Below are 18,627 nucleotides of genomic sequence, written 5' to 3'. Positions count from 1 at the left end.
CTCCGGCGTTCAGCCAGGGTGGACAGTAAGCCTTAAGACCTTCGAGGTCTGTAAGACTAAGGGCAGGTGTCTCAAGCACCTGCCCGTTTTTGTGGCGCCAGTAATTGCGCCAGCCGCTTTATTTCAACCACCAGAAACTTAATCGTCGGCAGGTTCTGAAACGAATTCTGATCATCCGGGTTGCTGATCTGTCCCGATATTGTGCGGGCCGTCTCAAAGGCCATGCGAAAGCAGCCATAGGCCGATTCATAATTCCCGGCATGCAGGTGAACCCGGCCGATAAGCGTCTGGCTGTCGATCTGTTCGGGCAGCAGTCCAAAACTCTCGGCCAGTTTCAGCGAGCGCTCCAGGTATATTAGTGCATCCGAATGGCGGTCGCCGGCTATCATGAGTTCGCCGGCCAGGCTGCACATCCACGGCAATTCGATATCGTTCTTAATAGTGTCCAGAGTTTCCACAATCTCGGTGTACGGATCGATCTCCGTCCTGGTTACGCCTCGTCGCAAGGCCCTGCTGAGAGCGTTAAACTCGACCACAACCCGTTCTCGCTCCAACTTCAACTCGGCCACCAATTCACGGGCGCGCTCAAGATGCTCTGGTGAGTCGGTGACCCTGGTTAACACCAACAGCGCTTCCAGTTCCTGGGGCTTATCGTTCACCGCCGCTCGCTGCTTCAAGGTTTCAAGGGCAATCTGGCCGGCGCTTTGGGCATCACCTATCCTGTCTCGCAAGTCTGCCCGGCTGATCTCCAGACGGGCGCGACCGATGGGATCTTCAACCTCTTCGTAAAGAGAAGCAGCATCACTATACAAGGCTTCGGCCTCACTGAACCGTCCCATGCGCTTGAGCGTCCTGCCCATATCGCCGGTGAATGCGCCCAGGTGTGCGGTGTCATCAAGCTCGGTGGCCAGGGTCATGCCTTCCTGCAGATACTTGACCGATTGTCTAAGTTGCCCGGCGCCTATCATGATGGCCGTCAGATTCTCCAGATTGAACAGAATCTCCTTTTTGGTGCCTATCTTTCGGTTTATTTCCAGCGAACTCTCCAGGCTGTCTACCGCTTCGTCGGACATGCCGCGCAGGTGGTAAACGTAGCCCAGATTGTTGAGGATGCGTGCTTCCTCAAGTTGGTTGGTGGTTTCGCGGCAAATATCGATCGACAAACTGAAAAGTCGGGTGGCACGCACCAACTTGCCACGGATGGCCAGTATCGATGCAATATTGCTCAGTGTTGAGGCAACGTTATCCATCGCCTTGTGCCGTCGCTGAATTCTCAAGGCGCGACGGTAGGATCTCAGAGCCGCCGGATAGTCTGCACCCACCCAATGCAGGTTACCGATATTGTTGAGAGTGTGCGAAATCTCCAATTCATCGCCGAGTTCAGAGTAAATCCTCATCGCCTTCTCAAGGGCCGACAAACCTGCAGCCGGCTCCTGCTTGATTTTGTACAGGTCGCCCATGTCTTTGTAGGTCTCGGCCAGGAGTTTGTCGGCCGGTTGCCCTTCGTACAATGCAATTATCTCATCGTAGGCGGCCATGGCCGGGGCAGCGTCGCCAATCTCTTTGAGGATGTCGCCACGATTCATCAACAGTTGTCTCACTTCAAAAGTCCGGTCGGTCAGGCGGGCGTACCGGATGACGCTCTGCAACAGGCGAAGGGCGGCCTCGTTCTGATGCTTCTTATTCAAAGCCACAGCGGCTTGAAAAGCACACCGTTCGGCGCCTTCAAGATTGCCGGATTGAACGTAATACCGAGCGGCCGCAGCGTACAACTTCAGTTTCTCCGCTGAGGGAGCAAAACGGGCCGTTAGTAACCGCACCGTCGACGGTTTCAGAAGGGGAAGGATCATCTCTACCAGCCCGTCCGGGGGAGCCTTGGTCTCGGGATTGAACAAGCCCAAATGTTCGGCCATCGTTTGGTCGCCCACCACCGCCCTTTGAATGATTTTGCGACGCGCTCCCATATCGGCGGAGGCGTAGTGGTTCAGCCAATGCCGTCGTAAGCGGTGTGGCCGGTATATGGACCTGGTAAACTCAAACCGATCCTGTTTGAGAACGAGCGCACCCTTTAGAAAATTGGCGTTCAGGACCATCCTCAAACACTGATGATCGTGGTTGGTGATACGGTCCAGGCGTTGGCGCCGACTTGAGTTCAGGTGCAGCGACTGGTCGATCTTCTCAGCGTAGGAACCAGCCGCAGTCATCAGGTGCTTTGGTCTCAACCCCTTTTCATACGGGTAGGCGGCGCCGGCCTCCCTCAGACTAGCGCAAACTTCTCCACCCGAGGCCGGTCTGTTACTCGGGTCTTTCTCCATCAAAGCCGCCATGAGTTCGGTTACTTTCTTGGGCACTTCGCTGCGTACTTCACCCGGGGAAAACGGTTGAGCTTCACAGACGCGGCTATTTGTGCGCACCGGGTCGGCGTCGTTCGGATCGATGAAGGGGTGATGGCCGGTTGTTAACTGCCAGGCGATCACACCCAGGGCAAAGAGGTCGGAACGGTGATCGCAGATTTCGTCGGTCAATGTTTCCGGGGCCATGTATCCCACCGTGCCCAGTCCGGCCCGAGAACCTTCAGATTCATCCAGGCGCCGGCCAAGAGAGAAGTCGGAAAGTTTCAGGTAGAACAGTTGGCCCAGCCCTGTTTCGGACCATGATGCGGGCAGGAAGACGTTTTGAGGTTTGAGATCACCGTGGACGCGGTGATGGATGTTCAAGAAATTCAGATTCAGGGCCAGGGCGCTCAGAATATCCAGCACCTTTTGGACATCGTGAGTTGTTCCCACACCGTCAAGGGTGGGACCTTCGCACAACTCAAGCAACAGGTAGTGAGCGTCCAACTCAGAGTGATCGATGATTCGCACCAGCCCGGGGAATTCAAGGTCGCCGATGAGAAGTCGTTCACGATCGGCCAGGTGGCGAAAAGCGGCGATTGCCTCGTTGTCATTGGTGGCAGGGTATTTCAGCGCAACGTCGAAGGGAAGGCCGTCCACACGCACCCGACCGACTTCTGCCGTTCCCCCGCGACCAAGGTGGCCCAGATACCGAATGCATTTCGGCAGAGGGGGTGGTTTCATGTCATCCTCGTGCAGGTTGGTTAGGTCAACTTGTGCGGCAGAGTCAGGGTGAAGGTGCTGCCGTGGCCGAGAGTCGATTTGGCTGTAAGTTTTCCCTGATGGCTCTCGACGATTTTTCGGCAGTTGGACAGTCCAAGGCCGTGCCCGCCCTTCTTGGTGGTGAAGTGCGGAGTGAACAACTTGCTTAGGATCTCCTGGGCCATGCCGACACCGTTGTCGGTGACGTCAATCGAGACAAGTCCTGACCGTTCGTTGTAGCCTGCGATTATCCCGATCTCCCGCTTGAAGTCATTTCCGACTGCTTGCTCGGCGATGGCCCTTTCTTCAATGGCATCGGCGGCGTTGTTGAGCAGGTTCATCAGCACCTGCTGAATCTGACCAACATCCATTTCGAGATTGGGGATAGCGCGCCCCAGGTCAATTGTGAAGTGGATTCGTTTAAGACGTGGTTGCACGCGCAGCGAGAACAGCATATCCTCAATCAGGTGCTTGATATCGTAGCTGATGTACTCCGGCTCGGGTTGTGCGAAAGCCATCAGATTGTCGACGAACCGCTTGATCTTGAAGATATTGTCGACGATAGATTTGGCGTTGAAGCGGGCCTTGTCAAACTTATCCCGGTCGAGATTCATGCCCATCAACTCGGCGTTGGTAGCGGCAATGGCCAGGTAGTTGTTCAACTCGTGAGCGATAGATGCCGCCATCTCCCCCTTGGCGGCAAGTTTCTCCGAGAGAATAACATACTTTTCCATCAGTACTTTTTCTGTAATGTCTTCGATAGTGATTATCAGGCCGGTGTCACCCTTGGGCAAGGCCGAGGTAGGCGAGATTTTAATCGACAACACTTTCTCGATATAACCGGTGTTATGAAAATACCGGGGGTCCGAAAAATCCTCGTTGGTGCTCAGGGCGGTATCTATCATGTTGCGCCAGCGAGATCGTTCATCCGGCTGCAAAAGTTCCAGAAAGGGTGTCAGCGGTTCTTCATCGCCAAGCGCCGTCACTTCATCGATATTAATTTCGAGTATCTCCAGGGCAGTCGTGTTGATGGTAGCCACATTGCAGCCATCGTCGACAACCACCATCCCGATCGGTGACAAATTGATGACCGATTCGTTGTACTTTTTGAGCTTAAGCAGTGAGTCGTAATGAGCAGCGTTGCGCAGAGCGCCTGCAACCGCCTGGGCGTATAGTTCAAACAAGTAGAGGTCGGACTTGAGAAACATGCGGGTCTGATTGGAATTGTCGACATATATTACGCCGATCACGCAACCTTGCTCCTTGATCGGTACGCACATGATTGATCTCAGGTTCAGTTCAACAACCGAGGCTTGTTCTGCATAGCGCGCATCACTCTGGGCGTCGGAGGCATAGATCGACTTTCCGGTCTTGGCCACTTTGGTAACGACGGAGTTGGATATCCGGAACTCCTCCTGCATCATTTCTTTCCTACCCAGATTGTGGGCGGTGCGGATTTGCAGTTCGCTGTCGTCATCCAAAAGCATTATCAGGCCACGTTCCGCCTGCATCAATTCGATTGCCTTTTGCATGACAATCTGCAGCACGTCATCCAGAACCAACGATGAGTTCACCGCCTGCGACACCGTTAGCAGCGCCTGCAGGTCGGTCGTGGTCTTGTTGCCGTCGGCAAGTTTCAGGTTGATTCTGGGATTGGTCTCCGCCACTTCGTTCAGAGTGGCCTCCAGATCGGCGAAGATGTCCCCGGTGATTTTCTTTGCTGCCGATTCGTCCTCAGCAATTAGATCACCGACTGAGTGCTCCTTGGTCGTCTTATCGTGCATAGTTGCCATCAAGCCGGACTTTCAGTCAGGGGTTCACACTGATTCATATTATCGGCGAGAGGAGGCAATGAATTAACCCCCGGCGGACTCAATGCCTGACTGATACGAGCCGCAGTAGCTTATTTTTGACGTACTTCGGCCGGTGAGAAAAGCAGGGTCTGGCCGGAAAAGCTGTCACGGCCAAAACCGGTGAGTTTCAAAAAATGCCTGAAAAGGTATTTGAGCGCGGACTCATCCTCTGTCGACGAATCCGGAGACGGCTCTAAATTAAGTCCGGACATGGAGATACATGCCAACTCCAGTTTCAGGCGGTATCGCCTGAGGCTGTCAAGCTCGGAGTAGTCGATTAGGTCGACCACTATTGAGTCGGTCAGATATCGATGTAACTCGGCCAGGTTGGCAAACTTGCCGGTTCTTTGAAAACCTTCGCCGCCCATCCGGACAATGAAATCTTCGGTCACAATTCGATATCCGATCTGGACAATTCCATGTCGTTTTACAACTGTTTCGGCGCCGAAAAACCGTTTCGGTCGATTGAGGATCAAATTGAAATCGATGATGAAATCGACTCCGTCACGGATTTTTTCAACTCGTGAATTCGACATCAGCGGAGCCAGGTCCAGCCATGCGGCCAGATTCGGCTCTGCATCCATGACACCGAAGTCGGGCGTCTCGCCTGCATGGACCAAAGCGGCTGCGGACAGAACGACCGCAACCGCCAGGGTTTTATACGAGGAATTCGACTTTGACATGACGGCTCGTTTTTGGAACCGACCTCCTAAAAAGGTTGTGCCAGGCGAACGTAGATTCTCGGATCGTTATCTTCGGAGCGGTCCAGGCGTTTGGCGATGCTGATACGAAAGTCATCACCCAGAGTCAAGGCGAAGCCCAGCGAATGCTTGAGATCGACATCTGAGTCAAGGGCCGTATCGTTGCCGATCTTACCAAGGTCCCAGATGAGGGAGGCGGAGATGTCGGAACCCGGGAAGCGAGTACGATATTCAGTATTGACCATCCAGAATCTGGTGCCCATGTACTCCTTGTGTCGATAGCCGCGAAGGGTGCCCAATCCACCCAGGAAGTACCGTTTATAAATGGGTAAGTATCCGTCACTGCCACCGTACATACCGCGCATAATCAACATGGAGCGCCTATGCACTTTCTGAAAACGGGTCACGGCCAGAGTGTACCGGCGATAACTGAAGTCCGAAGAAAAATCGGGGTGGGCGTATTCCAGGGCCGATGAGACCTTCCAGGCGGAAGAGGCGAAACGTTCCTCGGGGTCGCCGGTATCAAAGTCGGCCTCCACGGTCAGGTAGGCGTTGGTGGAAGAATCCACTTCAGTCATTAAAGTATCGGTAAAACCGGCTGGGACGGTTTCGTAGTTGTCGCCGAATTTCTTGGAGCCGAAGAGATGCCAGAGATTATGGTGGGCGTCAAGCCACTTGGTTTCCTCGTAGGTATAACCCACCTGTAGCTGCAAGTCATCGGTCGGTTTGAGCCGGGTGTACGCCCACCCCCCCTCTGCCTCATAATAGTCCTTGTAGTCTTCGCCCACCACCAGCGCGAAGGCTGTGTTCTCGTCATTGTCCAAAAGCCAGTCATCTTCGGACACCAGGTGACGATAGTATTCGCCGCCGACGGCCAGGGCCGGGTTGCGCAGAACGGTCTGCTCCAGACCGAAATCGTAGCGCCATCGTTCCGATGCAAAGGCGTAGGCGCCGTCTGTCCAGATGCTTGGCAAGAGCGAATCGGGGTCTTCAAACATACCGCCGAGACCGATCTGCAAACCGTCAACGCGGTTGTACCGCAGATCGCAGTCAATATCGAAACGATCCATACGCCGGCGGAAGCGATGGCGTCGTGTCACCCGTTTTTTGTCGTGGGTAAACATTTCTCCGTACACGGTCGCCTCGCGCGCAACATCGACATGTCCGGTAAGGCTGGTCACATCGCCGCGGGCCACCGCGGCCGGTCCGATGTATACGTCCCCGAACAGCGAGACAACATCCTTGTTAACCTCGCCATAGATCTCGGCATTTCCGATAACGGTGAGGGCCAGCCCACGAACGAACTCGTCCTCTTCGACCACCATGTTCTGGTCGAAACTGATTCGATTTCCCTTGCGCAGGCGGTCGACACGCCGAGACTCGGATTCGGATGTCAGAAAAGTTATCGAGAAGAAATCACCGTCATCGAGTATGGTGACGTCTATAATACTTTCATAGTCGCGCCTGACACCATCGATGATGAGACCGTTCCTGTCAAAAACAGTCTCGCCACTCACCTCGACGACACCGTTCCTGATCGAGATGTCATCGCGCGCGTAGCGGGACATGTATTCCTTGTTTCCCTGGGTGAAGTGAATTGAGATATCATCTTCGTGATAGACAATGCGAAACAGTTCGGCAAAGCCGTTGGCATCCCGGTAGTCCTGGTAATCGTCGTCTCCGGCAACAGCCGCTGCGGAACAGAAAGCCGCTGCTAACGCTGCGATTGTGATGTGAACAATTATCCGTTTGGTCATTACGTCCTCCGTTTTTCAGGAGCATAAAACAAATTCCGTGCCAACGAGTCAAGTTGTGATTCCGCGCCTGTTTGCAGCGATGTGAAGCCTGCAAGCGTGGTATCTTTACACACCCCTGCCTTGGTTTTGTTCATTGTGGGGTAGTCAATACTCTGTCATTCCCGCGCAGGCGAAGACGGACCCGCCTTACTATGCGGCAGATGTGGACATCTGCCGGGCACGAACAAGACTGACGTTCTGCCGTGCCGTTGTGCGACCTCGCGCGACGGCTCTTGTAGGTCGAACCCCCTGGCCCGAAGGGGAAGAAACACGGCTTGGCCGTGTCGTCCTGAGCGCAGTCGAAGGATGAACGCAATAGGTCAGCTGTCTTTGAGCCCGAACTCTTTGATTTTCCTGGAGAGATTCGCCCGATCGACCTCAAGCAGTCGAGCCGCTTCCGAGATATTTCCGCCACAGGCGGCCAGGGTAGACTGGATCAGGTGCTTTTCGAATATGCGCAGGCGCACATTCAGGCCATTCCCGCTCGGAGAGACAGAGGCCTGACCGGCAGCGCTGAGTTGCAGAATCAGATCGTCCAGAACAACCGTGCTACCGCTGCATACGATAGTCAATCGTTCGATGATGTTCTTCAACTGGCGCACATTGCCTGGGTAGTCAAGGGTTGTCAAATAGGCCAGGGCTTCACTCGACAGCGTAGTGCCGCCGGAGGGATCGAATCGTCGCAAAAACTCACCCACCAGAAGGGGCACATCGTCAATCCGTTGACGCAACGGCGGTACCTTTACGGGAAAGACCGACAACCGATAGTACAGGTCCTCGCGAAACTTGGTTTCGGCAATCAGTTTTGACAGATTGCGATTGGTAGCGGCGATCACGCGCACGTCGACCCGCCGACGTTCGGGATCGCCCAGGGTTTCCACCTCGCCTGTTTCCAGTACGCGCAATAATTTGGCCTGACAGGACAGCGGGAGGTCGCCGACTTCATCGAGGAATATGGTACCTGAGTCGGCCAGCGCGAACTTACCGGGGAAATCTCTCACAGCACCGGTGAAGGCTCCCTTGCGGTGGCCGAACAATTCCGATTCAAACAGAGTTTCAGGAACACCGGGGCAGTTGACTTTGATGAAGGGTCGATCCCGCCGCTTGCTTTCGAGGTGGATACGAGTGGCGACAAGTTCCTTACCGGTGCCGTTCTCGCCCTCTATCAGGACGGTAACATCGGTGGGTGCGGCCTGGTCGATGGTACCCAGCAAACTGTCCAGAGCATTTGATTGACCGATTATTCGCGAATGCGCATCGACCTCATCGGCCATTATAGCCCGTTGTTGTTCGGCCTTGGCCAGCATCAAGGCAGCGCGCACCGACGAAACCAATCGCTCGGCTGACACCGGTTTCTCCAAGTAGTCGACGGCGCCGAGTTTCATTGCATCCAGGGCGACCGGTATCTCTGTTTGGCCGGAGATGACCAGTACCAGCGGCGGGCGAGCGGTTCTTTTGATCTGTTTGAGAAAGTCGATTCCCGATTGGCGGGGAAGGTTCAAGTCCAGTAGAATCAGATCGAAAGCCGTACCGTCACACAGTTTGAGACCGTTCTCGGCATCGGCGGCACAGTCGGCTGAGTATCCTTCGTCGGCCAGCAGCGATGCGAACGAACTGGTGATATTCGGCTCGTCGTCAATTATCAGAATCCGCGGCCGCATCGGTATCCGTTTCCTGCCTGAGGGTGATGGTTATCCTGGTCCCGCGGCCTTGCTGCGAATCGATAGAAAGCCGCCCGCCAATCTCGGTTACTACCTTTTCAACAACGGCCAGGCCCAGCCCTTTCCCTTTCGTCTTGGTCGTAAAACCGGGCAACCGGGAGGCCGTAACAATCTCTTCCGACATGCCGCTGCCGAAGTCTTCGACCGCGATATCGATCTCATCCCGGCGCAAACAAAGGGCCAGACGGATCCTGCCGTTTTCGGACGAGGCGTCGGCGGCGTTTTGCAACAGGTTGTGCAGCGCTTCGCGAAAGTAGGTGGGGTCGATCCGCGCTGTCACCGGCCGGTCCTGAAGATCGACTTCGAATTGGTATTTTTCCATGCGGTCACGGTAGAGGGTCGCGATGCTTTCAAGCAATTCGGTGAGGTCCACCATCTCAAGGGTCGGCTCGGGAAGTTTTGCCAGTTGGGCGAACCGGTCGGCCAGTTCGACCAGATGCTTCAGTTCTTCCGAAGCCGCTCGGAGCGGTTCAGCCGCCTCAGTATGCTGCTCCGAGTCAGCCAGCATCGTATGCAGGCGATGCAGCGAAATCATGATCGGCTGCAGCGGGTTTTTGAGTTCGTGAGCGAATCGTCGGGCCACGCTACGCCATGCGGCAACTCGTTCCGATTGGGCCAGGCGATTGGTGGTGAATTCCAAACGACGGGACATCCGATTAAAGTTGTCGATCAACGAACGTATTTCTCCGACCCCGGCCGGCGGAACGGTTTGGCCGAATCTACCCTGGGCAATCTCTTTCGATGCGACGCTGAGCTGGGTCAACGGGCGCGACAGAGAGCGGGCCAGTCTGGCCGAAAAGATGTAAGCCACGACCAATGTGACGGCGCCCACCAGCAGAAACAGGCTGGCCAAAAAGAGCAGGTAGCGCGGGCGAAGGTCTTTACCGGCCGAGCGTCCTGCTTGTTCCCTCTGCATGGTGCCCATTACCCGAGCAAAGTCGGGCAGGTGAAAGAACCCACCGCATACTTGCGTGGACTCACCGAGCAGTCTGCACTTGTATTGTAGCAGCCCGTGTTCCGATTCGAACATGCCGTATCCCTTTTTGCCGGCGTGCGTCCACAGGTCATCGGTGACCGCTTGGACCAGCGAATCACCCCACAGCACCGTGTCGGCACTCGCGGACCGAAAAACAAGAAAATCCAGTCCGACCAGGTTGGGCGACAGGTCGGCAGAGTAGTTGATCAAGGCGGAATCAATCCTGGCGTACAGGAACATTTTGTAATAGTCGGCGACGCCGATAGACTCAACACTCTTTTCAGCTGTTTGCATGTTGGCTGTCTCGGTTGTCAGGTAGTATCCGAACAGGGCCAACACGGCCGACGGCAGCAGGGAGAACATCAGAAATAACCTGAACAGTTTCTTGCCGAAGCCGGTATCCATCATTTTACATTGCTGAAGCGATCGATGTAGTCTCGCAGAGCCTGGTGGTGAGCCACAAAAGCGAGTTTCTCAGGCAGGTCGTCAAGTGGAAACCAACGAACGTCCAGGGCATCATCGGCCGCCCGTAACTCGCCGCCAACAACTTCACCGAGATAAAGTACAAGCACGGCGTTGGTTCGTGGATCGTCATTGCCGTGGTAAACGTCAAAGATAGAGGTCAGCCGGATGTCGAGTCCTGTTTCCTCGGCCAACTCACGCACTGCTGTTTCTCTGGGGTGCTCGTCCCACTCCATGAACCCGGCCGGGATGCACCACCAGCCTATGCGCGGCGGATGCGCCCGCTTGACCAGCAGGACCTGATTATCCTGCACGACCACCACCCCGGCGGCGGGGATAGGGTTCTGGTAGAAGATGAAGCCACATTGGGCATCCGAACAGATCATGCGCAGGCGATGTTCGACATCCTGCTCGACCAGGGGGCGGCTGCACTTGGGGCAAAAGTGGTAGCCACAATGGTGATTCTTCAAAGCGGTCAGGGCGGTTTCGTCAAATTGGTCGTGCTTATTGCTCATGGCTTGAGATTCCACCGTTCATTTTGAGAGCTACCATAGTAGTGTCATCACGCGGGGGATAGGTGGGGTCGTGAGAGCGTACATCGTCGAGCACCATGTCCATAAGGCTGTCGGCGTCTTTGCTGCGATGATTCGAGACCAGTTGTCTGAGACGGGGCTCACCATATTCAACTTCGCTTTCATCCATGGCTTCGGAGAGACCGTCGGTGAACAGGACCAGCATATCGTCTGCTTCGAGTTTCACCGTGGCCGATTCATATTCCATGTCAGGCAGGGCGCCGATAACCGTGCCGCCGGAGTTCAACAATTCGACCGAACCGTCGGACCGAGCCAGGATGGGATAGTTATGCCCGGCATTGGCGTACAGGAAATGACCGGTGTTGGTGTTTAGCTCACCATAAAACAGAGTCACGTACTTTTCCGACGACGTAGAATCGGCCATTTGTTGGTTGACGTTTTTCAGCATGGTATGAATGGGCGTACCGTTGTTGACCTCACTGCGAATTATCGCCTGAGTCTGCGCAATCATCAAGGCAGCCGGCATCCCCTTGCCGGAGGCGTCGGCAATGACCATGCCGATTCGGTCCGAGTCTACTCTGATGAAGTCGTAGAAATCCCCTCCGACCGTGCGTGAGGGCGTCGAGTGCGCGCAGATCGTGGAGCAACCCAAAGCGGGCGGTTCCGAAGGCAATAGATCAAGCTGAATCTGACGAGCCATGTTGATCTCTTCCTGCAGTCGCGTGCGCTCAAGCGACTCGACATAGAGACGGGCGTTGGTCAATGCCGAAACCATCTGGTTGGAAAGTACGCCCAACAGATTGAGATCCTCCGAAGAATACCGGTAACCGGCCGCCTTGTCTGTGAGGGCCACGAATCCCAGTAGATGATCGGCGTCTTTCATCGGCAGGATCATCCGCACACCGCGTTCTTCCAGGAGCGTCGCCAGTTCGGAATTGACGGCGTAATCGGACAGACTGTGATAGTATGTAGGTGCGTCCAGTAGGTTGATGCCTCTTAACATCAGGTCCTGTCGGCTGACAACAATGCGCTGGTCATAGTCATCGCTGGGAAGCACCGCATACTCGGTGATGTTATCGTCGTAGAGAACGAAGTATACACGGTTAACCAGAAGCGTTGTCTTGAATGTCTCCTCAATAATCTGTCGCAGTTTTCTGGGGTCGAACATCGAGATAACCTGACGTGAAAAACGTTCAATCACGTTGCGATGATCGGTGCGTGTGCGCATGAACATCGAACGAATCAAATCGTCGATCCAGTTATTGATCGGTTGAAAGAACAACAGAAGCAGAATTATCAAACCATAGCTGATCACTTCCGCCTCCACACCGAACATGGCCGCCAGGATACTGCGACTCTGTACCACCACCACAATGTAGACGCCGACCAGCAAAGCCGAAGTGATGGTATTGACGAACGACTGCCGAAACACCATCTGGACGTCCAGGAACTGGTGCCGTATAGTGGCGAAAATCAACAGTGCGGAGGCTGAGAGAAGGGCCAACACCAACAGGGTGGAGGTCACCGGTTCGGTGAACAACCGGGGTGCCAACAGTTCGCCCAGTTTGACCGCCGCAAAAAGACCCAGGCCGACACGCATGCCGGCCATGACCCATTTGGTCTGAGTGAAAATCCTGGGATTGGTGACATGCCGCTTGCCGGTTTCCAGAAAGTAGCCGGCCGCACCGACAAAGATGAGATTTACGGCGCTGAAAATCGATTGTTCGTAGCCGCGCAGCACATTCAATATCAGTTTCAGCCACGAGAACAGTATCGAGAGTGGTTTCACGATGAGACTGGACAATCCCTCGTCGGTGGATGCTACATCGAACAGATTAAGAGCAGAGGAGAGTTGATCGAAACCCAGTACGATCACAAGATGCGCAAGCGGCGGCAGGAAAATCGCCAGCCTGAGATAGCGGTGACCAAGACGTTCCATACGATCAAAAGGAAACTGCCACGAGAATACCAGCAGGAGCGGAAAGAAGAACTCCCACAGGTGGCGCAGCTTGAACACGAGCGAGTTTTCAAAGACCGCCGGATCGGGGGCCGAGGAAGCGAGGATGGAGCCCATAGCCATGAACAACGGTCCCAAGCCTGCAAAAAACAGCATGGCTCCGCTTATCCGGTTCAGTCGACTCCTGAAGTTGTCACGAGTTATCGTGATAGCCAGAAATATCAGAAAGCCACCGGTAAGAAAGTAGCACAGTGTTCTCAGTAACTCTGCACTCATTGTCCTGCCTCAGTCGTGATGGTCAAGACCTCACTATATTTCCTTGGTGATCCGAATGGTCGTGCCTATATCGGAGGCATCGATATCTACTTTGTCCATCAGGGACTTCACAATGAATATGCCGCGCCCGACTTCCTTCAACAGATTGGCGTCATCTATCGGGTTTTCTACACCCGACGGATCGAATCCGCCTCCCTGATCGGCCACCGAGATGGCGACTTCACCGTTCCCTTTCGAAATCGTAACGGTCACCGCTTTATCCGAAATCGATTTATTGCCGTGAAGAATGGCGTTGTTTACCAACTCAGAAACGGAGATAGCAATATCGGCTACGATTGATTCGTCGGCGCCGAACCCGCGCAGGATACCTTCGATGAAGATATCAACGTCCGGCAGAAATTCCTGGTCGGAGGGGATGGCAATGCTGTTGCCTTTAATAACGGGTTTTATCATATACGACGGTCTCCCAAAAAAACAGGCAGGCTGCCTTTGCACCTACCCATTACCATGAACAACTCTCTCAGTTGACGTGTTGGTCGTTAGTTGAACGATGCAATGGCATCCTCGACCGAGTCATAAGCATCAAACACCGCGCCCAATTTTGTTATTGTCAACAGTGACTGGATCTTTTCGGTCACTTGGGCAAGTTTCAACTGGCCGTCACTGTTGCGCAGTGTTGTGAAGCCTTGAATAAGGATTCCCAGACCGGTCGAATTCATCCACTCGATACGCGAGAGATCGATAACCACGCGAGTCTTGCCTTGCTGGATGAACTCGTACAACTTGTCGTGAAGCAGTGTTGCATCCGGTCCACCCATGATCTTGCCTCTGGGTTCTAAAATCATCACTCCGTCCTGCTCACGATCGGATAGTTTCATCGTAGTCGGGCCTCCGCTTTATAAAGCTTACGTTTCTTTCTACGTTTTCGTTTACCGCCGAGTTTCCCGGCGCGTGATCGCTTTCGTTCGATCACATCGATTGTAACGACACCGGCGTCATCGCACGATGTACCACTTCAATTTACCAATTACCAGAATTGATCAATGCAAGTCAAGGCCTTTTTGGTGCGGCTTACAGGTTAAGGTCTTGTTGAATAAGAGGTTGGGCGCGATATGCAGCACCCTTTCTGCCATGTCACCCAGAGCGGAGTCGAAGGATAAGCTAACAAGCGGATGATCAGGAGCGACAACAAAATGGCCCCCGGGGTGGGGGCCTTGGGGGAGACTCCTAAACAGGGATATGTGTTAAATCAGACTGGTATCAACATATATCGGGACAGATTAACGGGCAATTATTGGGGTTCTGCGGGGGTTCGGGGGCGCATGAGCAACCACACTTATCTGGATAACCGGGAAAATCCTTATGGAACTCGATACCCTTTCCCGCGCTGCAGGGAGTCGTCCACTCGCAACAAGTCAACCAGCCACAAATGTGGGCGTGAGTAGTACTTGCCGTGATTGTGAAGGCCACACTGAGGACAAACACACCTACGAAGAGCAGTACGGCCACCTCACCAATTCTCTTGATCATAACATCACCTCCGTGAATTAAGACGTTCTCCAGAACAACAACCCCGTTAGAGAGTCACCCTATGTATTTGCGTGTTAATCACTCATAAAGTCGCTGAACTCAGAGCCCTCCATCACACCGACTACAATCTTCTTGATCGTAAGGGTCGAATCAATCATGACATTGAACGGTCTGTTGTTTATTTCCAGGTTATGTGCGTAGAAGTTGTCCTGATCCCACAAGATATGCGCATCAATGTTGTAGGCGGTGCGCGCCTCTTGCAAATCGACCCGATCATCATGTGAGATCAGGATAATGCGGCGTCGAAGAGAATCCGCCAGGGCCGTCTGCATCTGTTCCAATTCCACAAGACAACTACCACAAGCGACATCGAAAAAAAGGACGATAGCGCGGTCAGTTACCAGGTCTGACAATCGTACGTCCGCACCTTCAAGGTTCTCGAAAGTGTGGTCCTGGAGCTTACCGCCGACCCCAAGGGTCTGCATTTGGGCCAGCTTATACTCCGTAAAATCACTTCGGCTCTGTTTGGCAGCCCGCTCGTTATAAAAGTTGCCGGCTTCGACGCCGACAATCACGGCAACTGTAATCACCGCCGCAAAGATAAGTACAGCTACACCGATCTTCTTAAAGTCTAAGCTTGCCATGGCTCTCCTCCAATTATCAAGTTGGTCGGAAGACAACATCCGACGTTCATGGTGTTACTTGGAAGCCATAAGTCACCGCTTGCACCTAAGCACTCTACTGGACACAGGTGGGTGGCGCCTATCCCTGCATGTTGTCGAATTCACTGATGATTAAATACGCTTCCGATGGCACCATACTATACATGAAAGACCTTGTCAAGCGATTCTCGCGTTTTTTGCCTTGACCTATCTTTGCACTTTCGCTTAATTATAGTAGGGAGACAAGTTACAGCCGCAGGATTTGCAGCGTGGCGCTACAGGTATGTCGCGATGGATCTCTGTGGTTCGAAGACGGGCAGTGGGAGGTTAGATGGTGGAACGTTTCGTTAGCATCTTTGCTGTTGTCTGGCTCTTATCCGGTGCCAGTCTTTTGCAGGCGCGGGAAGTCAGCCGTGCTGACAAGGGCAGTCCTAATCACAGCCTGGACCATCATATCAGTTCGCATTTCTCGATGCACGATATCGGCAAGATCCAACTGCAGATCGGAAGCGGTGCCCCGATTACTTCGGCGGAAGCACCTCTCCTTGACTTTATCACCGGCAAAGGTCTGGTCAGGGGTTGTCACTACCCCCAGGGTTATCCTGTCTTGTATCTCGATAACTGTTGGCTGTGGGTCGGTAGTGTCGTCGGCCGGGACACGCTGGTCTCTATTGGTCGTGAAATGCTTCCGGAAATTCCCCCGTTTGGGGAAATCCGGGCGCGTTCTATCAACGGACCTGACGGGGGGGACCCGGATGCTGTCTCCGAACAGGATCGCATCTGTACGTACGTGGACGCGGGAGAGGGACCTGCAGACTATTTCCGACACGGGCCTCACATTCCGCTCGGTCTTGAGATTACCCAAAACTCGTATGCATGGTCGTACGAATACGCTGAAGATTTTGTCTTGTTCGATCTCGACATTCGCAACATAAGCGATAATGTTTTGAACGATGTCTACCTTGGGCTGCGTTTCATCGTAAACGTAGGTACCGAGAATAGCGGATATTATGATCTTTGTGGATTCCTGACCCACGTCTCCTCTCCATTCGGATGCGGCTTTGTCGACACGGTCAACATTGCCTGGTGCGCCGACAATGACGGTGACCCCAGTCGGGGGGAATGGATCGATCCGCCGCGTTGGAGTATTGGGAGTCTGGAGGCTTCGTGCCGCCATGTAACCGGAGCTACGCTTCTCCACACGCCGGGCGATGCCGACAGACCTACCTTCAACTGGTGGGCACCCAATGGATTCTATCCGAACCGTGATTTTGGTCCGAGACGGCGGGCCAATTTTCGTGACTTCCGCACAGGCGGGTTAGGTGAACCCAAGGGTGACGTGAACAAATATCACGTGCTCAGCAATTACGAACTCGACTATGACCAGGCCTTCACAGCCAACATTTCGGATCTCGACTCCACCTGGCTCTACCCCGATCAGGAACTGGCTCCCGACATCTCCGACGGAGCATTTATCCAGTATCTGCTCTCTCAAGGCGCTTACACGCTTTACCCCGGACAGTCACTTTCGCTTGTCTTTGCCTATGTGGCCGGGGAGAACTTTCACAATGATGTCAACAATCTGAACAATCTCCGCTCGACGTCCTATGATCCGGTCGCATACTATGCCAACCTCGACTTCTCCGATCTGGCCAAAAACACAATGTGGGCACAATGGATCTATGACAACCCGGGCATCGACACCGACGGCGATGGCTACTACGGCGAGTCTCGTATTTGCGTCTATGACTCCATGCTCACCGACTCCGGCTGGTTGATCACCGCTGCCGACACGGAGTGGTATCGTGGCGATGGCGTAGCCGACTGGCGTGGAGCAGCGCCACCACCGGCGCCGTATGTCTGGCTAACGTCGTTGGTTGGCGGCGTGCATGTTCGTTTCAACGGAGAACGATCCGAAGTCGAGAAGGATATCTTTCTGCACATTCCCGACTTCGAAGGATACCGCGTCTACTTCGGTCGCGACAGCCGGGCGACGAGTCTCGCCCTGATCGCTTCGTACGACAACGAAAACTACGACAAGTTTGTATTTGACGACAGCCGCCGTGACGAGGACGGCAGACCCATCCGCACATGGGAACTCTACGACATACCATACACGCTTGACAGCCTTCGCTGTTTGTACGGACGCGGCGTGGAACCATGCAACGACTCTGCATTCCTCCCGCTTCTCTACTCGCCGGGTGATCCATACGTGCATCCCGACCACACCGACTCGCTTTTCTACTTTGTCGAGCATGATTATAATCAGTACCGCCCGGAGGACGAACATTCTATTCGCAAACGTTTCCCCAATCAGCGCGATCCGAGATCGTTATCGTCCGAAGAACTGACTGACGAGGATTACACCGAAGATGGATACCTCAAGTTCTTCGAGTATGAGTTCACTATCGACAATCTCTTGCCCACTGTCTCGTATTGGGTCAACGTGACAGCCTTTGACTTCGGTTCACCCAAGAGTAACCTGGATGCGCTGGAGACATCCAAAACTGTGGGTGTGCAAGAGGCTTATCCGTTCAACACTGAGGCCGAGGCAGCAGGGACAAATGACCAGATTTACATATACCCGAACCCTTACCGAATCGATGGTGACTACCGTGCTCGCGGCTTCGAGGGACGAAATGAAATCGACCGTCCGGACTATCGAGTGCGCGCCATACACTTCACCAATCTACCGCCCAAGTGCACGATACGAATTCATTCTCTCGATGGCGACCTTGTCCGTGAGCTGCAGCATGATATGGAGGCATCGTTGCCGACCGCGCGCGACCACGAGTGGGACCTTGTAACGCGCAATACTCAGATGATCGCCACCGGACTGTACTATTGGACAGTTGAATCTCCCGACGGAAGCATCCAGATGGGTAAGCTGGTGATTCTGATGTAGGTTGAAGCCTGTCGCAGATGCTGCTATTGGCCGGTTAGCGTAAATTTTCTTGTGTAAATTGGTGGATTTTTGACAAAGAAATAGGGCATATCCACTTAACAGCTTTCCAAGGAGGATATGCCCATGCGAGAATTGGATTTCTCAGAGAAGAACCTACGCA

General features: G+C 54.0%; 12 protein-coding genes. 1 reads left to right on the top strand and 11 read right to left on the bottom strand.

Translation table 11 applies throughout. The annotated features are described in order from the left end of the window. Nucleotides 1-71 precede the first annotated feature (71 nt). The 11 genes from OEV49_11700 to OEV49_11650 form a co-directional block, all read right to left on the bottom strand. The gene (locus OEV49_11700) at nt 72-3,077 is read right to left on the bottom strand and encodes a tetratricopeptide repeat protein (protein ID MDH3891739.1); all 3,006 of its coding nucleotides are present in this window, start codon (nt 3,075-3,077) and stop codon (nt 72-74) included. A 20-nt stretch (nt 3,078-3,097) separates the two neighbouring features. Next, on the bottom strand, nt 3,098-4,879 hold the full coding sequence (locus tag OEV49_11695) for an ATP-binding protein (GenBank protein ID MDH3891738.1): 1,782 nt from the start codon (nt 4,877-4,879) through the stop codon (nt 3,098-3,100). 119 nt (nt 4,880-4,998) lie between these two features. Continuing rightward, nucleotides 4,999-5,631, bottom strand: coding sequence for a hypothetical protein (locus OEV49_11690; GenBank protein ID MDH3891737.1), 633 nt, complete (start codon nt 5,629-5,631; stop codon nt 4,999-5,001). Between the two features lie 26 nt (nt 5,632-5,657). Further along, nucleotides 5,658-7,406, bottom strand: coding sequence for a BamA/TamA family outer membrane protein (locus tag OEV49_11685; protein ID MDH3891736.1), 1,749 nt, complete (start codon nt 7,404-7,406; stop codon nt 5,658-5,660). Between the two features lie 359 nt (nt 7,407-7,765). Further along, nucleotides 7,766-9,106: a sigma-54 dependent transcriptional regulator gene (locus tag OEV49_11680; GenBank protein ID MDH3891735.1), complete on the bottom strand. Its 1,341-nt coding sequence runs from the start codon at nt 9,104-9,106 to the stop codon at nt 7,766-7,768. Beyond that, the gene (locus OEV49_11675) at nt 9,081-10,550 is read right to left on the bottom strand and encodes an ATP-binding protein (protein MDH3891734.1); all 1,470 of its coding nucleotides are present in this window, start codon (nt 10,548-10,550) and stop codon (nt 9,081-9,083) included. The genes OEV49_11680 and OEV49_11675 overlap by 26 nt, the downstream gene beginning before the upstream one ends. Then, nucleotides 10,547-11,119 carry an NUDIX hydrolase gene (locus OEV49_11670; protein MDH3891733.1) on the bottom strand — a complete coding sequence of 191 codons (573 nt, stop codon included), beginning with the start codon at nt 11,117-11,119 and terminating at the stop codon, nt 10,547-10,549. Before OEV49_11670 ends, OEV49_11675 begins: the two co-directional genes overlap by 4 nt. Beyond that, nucleotides 11,109-13,370: a SpoIIE family protein phosphatase gene (locus OEV49_11665; GenBank protein MDH3891732.1), complete on the bottom strand. Its 2,262-nt coding sequence runs from the start codon at nt 13,368-13,370 to the stop codon at nt 11,109-11,111. Before OEV49_11665 ends, OEV49_11670 begins: the two co-directional genes overlap by 11 nt. A 33-nt stretch (nt 13,371-13,403) precedes the next feature. Then, complete coding sequence (locus tag OEV49_11660; protein MDH3891731.1) at nt 13,404-13,823, bottom strand: ATP-binding protein; 420 nt, start codon at nt 13,821-13,823, stop codon at nt 13,404-13,406. An 86-nt stretch (nt 13,824-13,909) separates the two neighbouring features. Continuing rightward, entirely contained in the window at nt 13,910-14,248 is a 339-nt protein-coding gene (locus OEV49_11655) for an STAS domain-containing protein (GenBank protein ID MDH3891730.1), read from the bottom strand. 726 nt (nt 14,249-14,974) lie between these two features. Next, nucleotides 14,975-15,544 carry a peroxiredoxin family protein gene (locus OEV49_11650; protein MDH3891729.1) on the bottom strand — a complete coding sequence of 190 codons (570 nt, stop codon included), beginning with the start codon at nt 15,542-15,544 and terminating at the stop codon, nt 14,975-14,977. Between the two features lie 349 nt (nt 15,545-15,893). Here OEV49_11650 and OEV49_11645 point away from each other — a divergent pair, with 349 nt between their 5' ends. Continuing rightward, nucleotides 15,894-18,467, top strand: a complete 2,574-nt coding sequence (locus OEV49_11645) for a hypothetical protein (GenBank protein MDH3891728.1) — start codon at nt 15,894-15,896, stop codon at nt 18,465-18,467. Nucleotides 18,468-18,627: the final 160 nt, after the last annotated feature.

This window comes from Candidatus Zixiibacteriota bacterium (assembly GCA_029860345.1).
Classification (GTDB): Bacteria; Zixibacteria; MSB-5A5; order GN15; family FEB-12; genus JAJRTA01.
The sequence above is the reverse complement of the archived record's forward strand: the minus strand, read 5'-3'. Positions and strand labels throughout refer to the sequence as shown.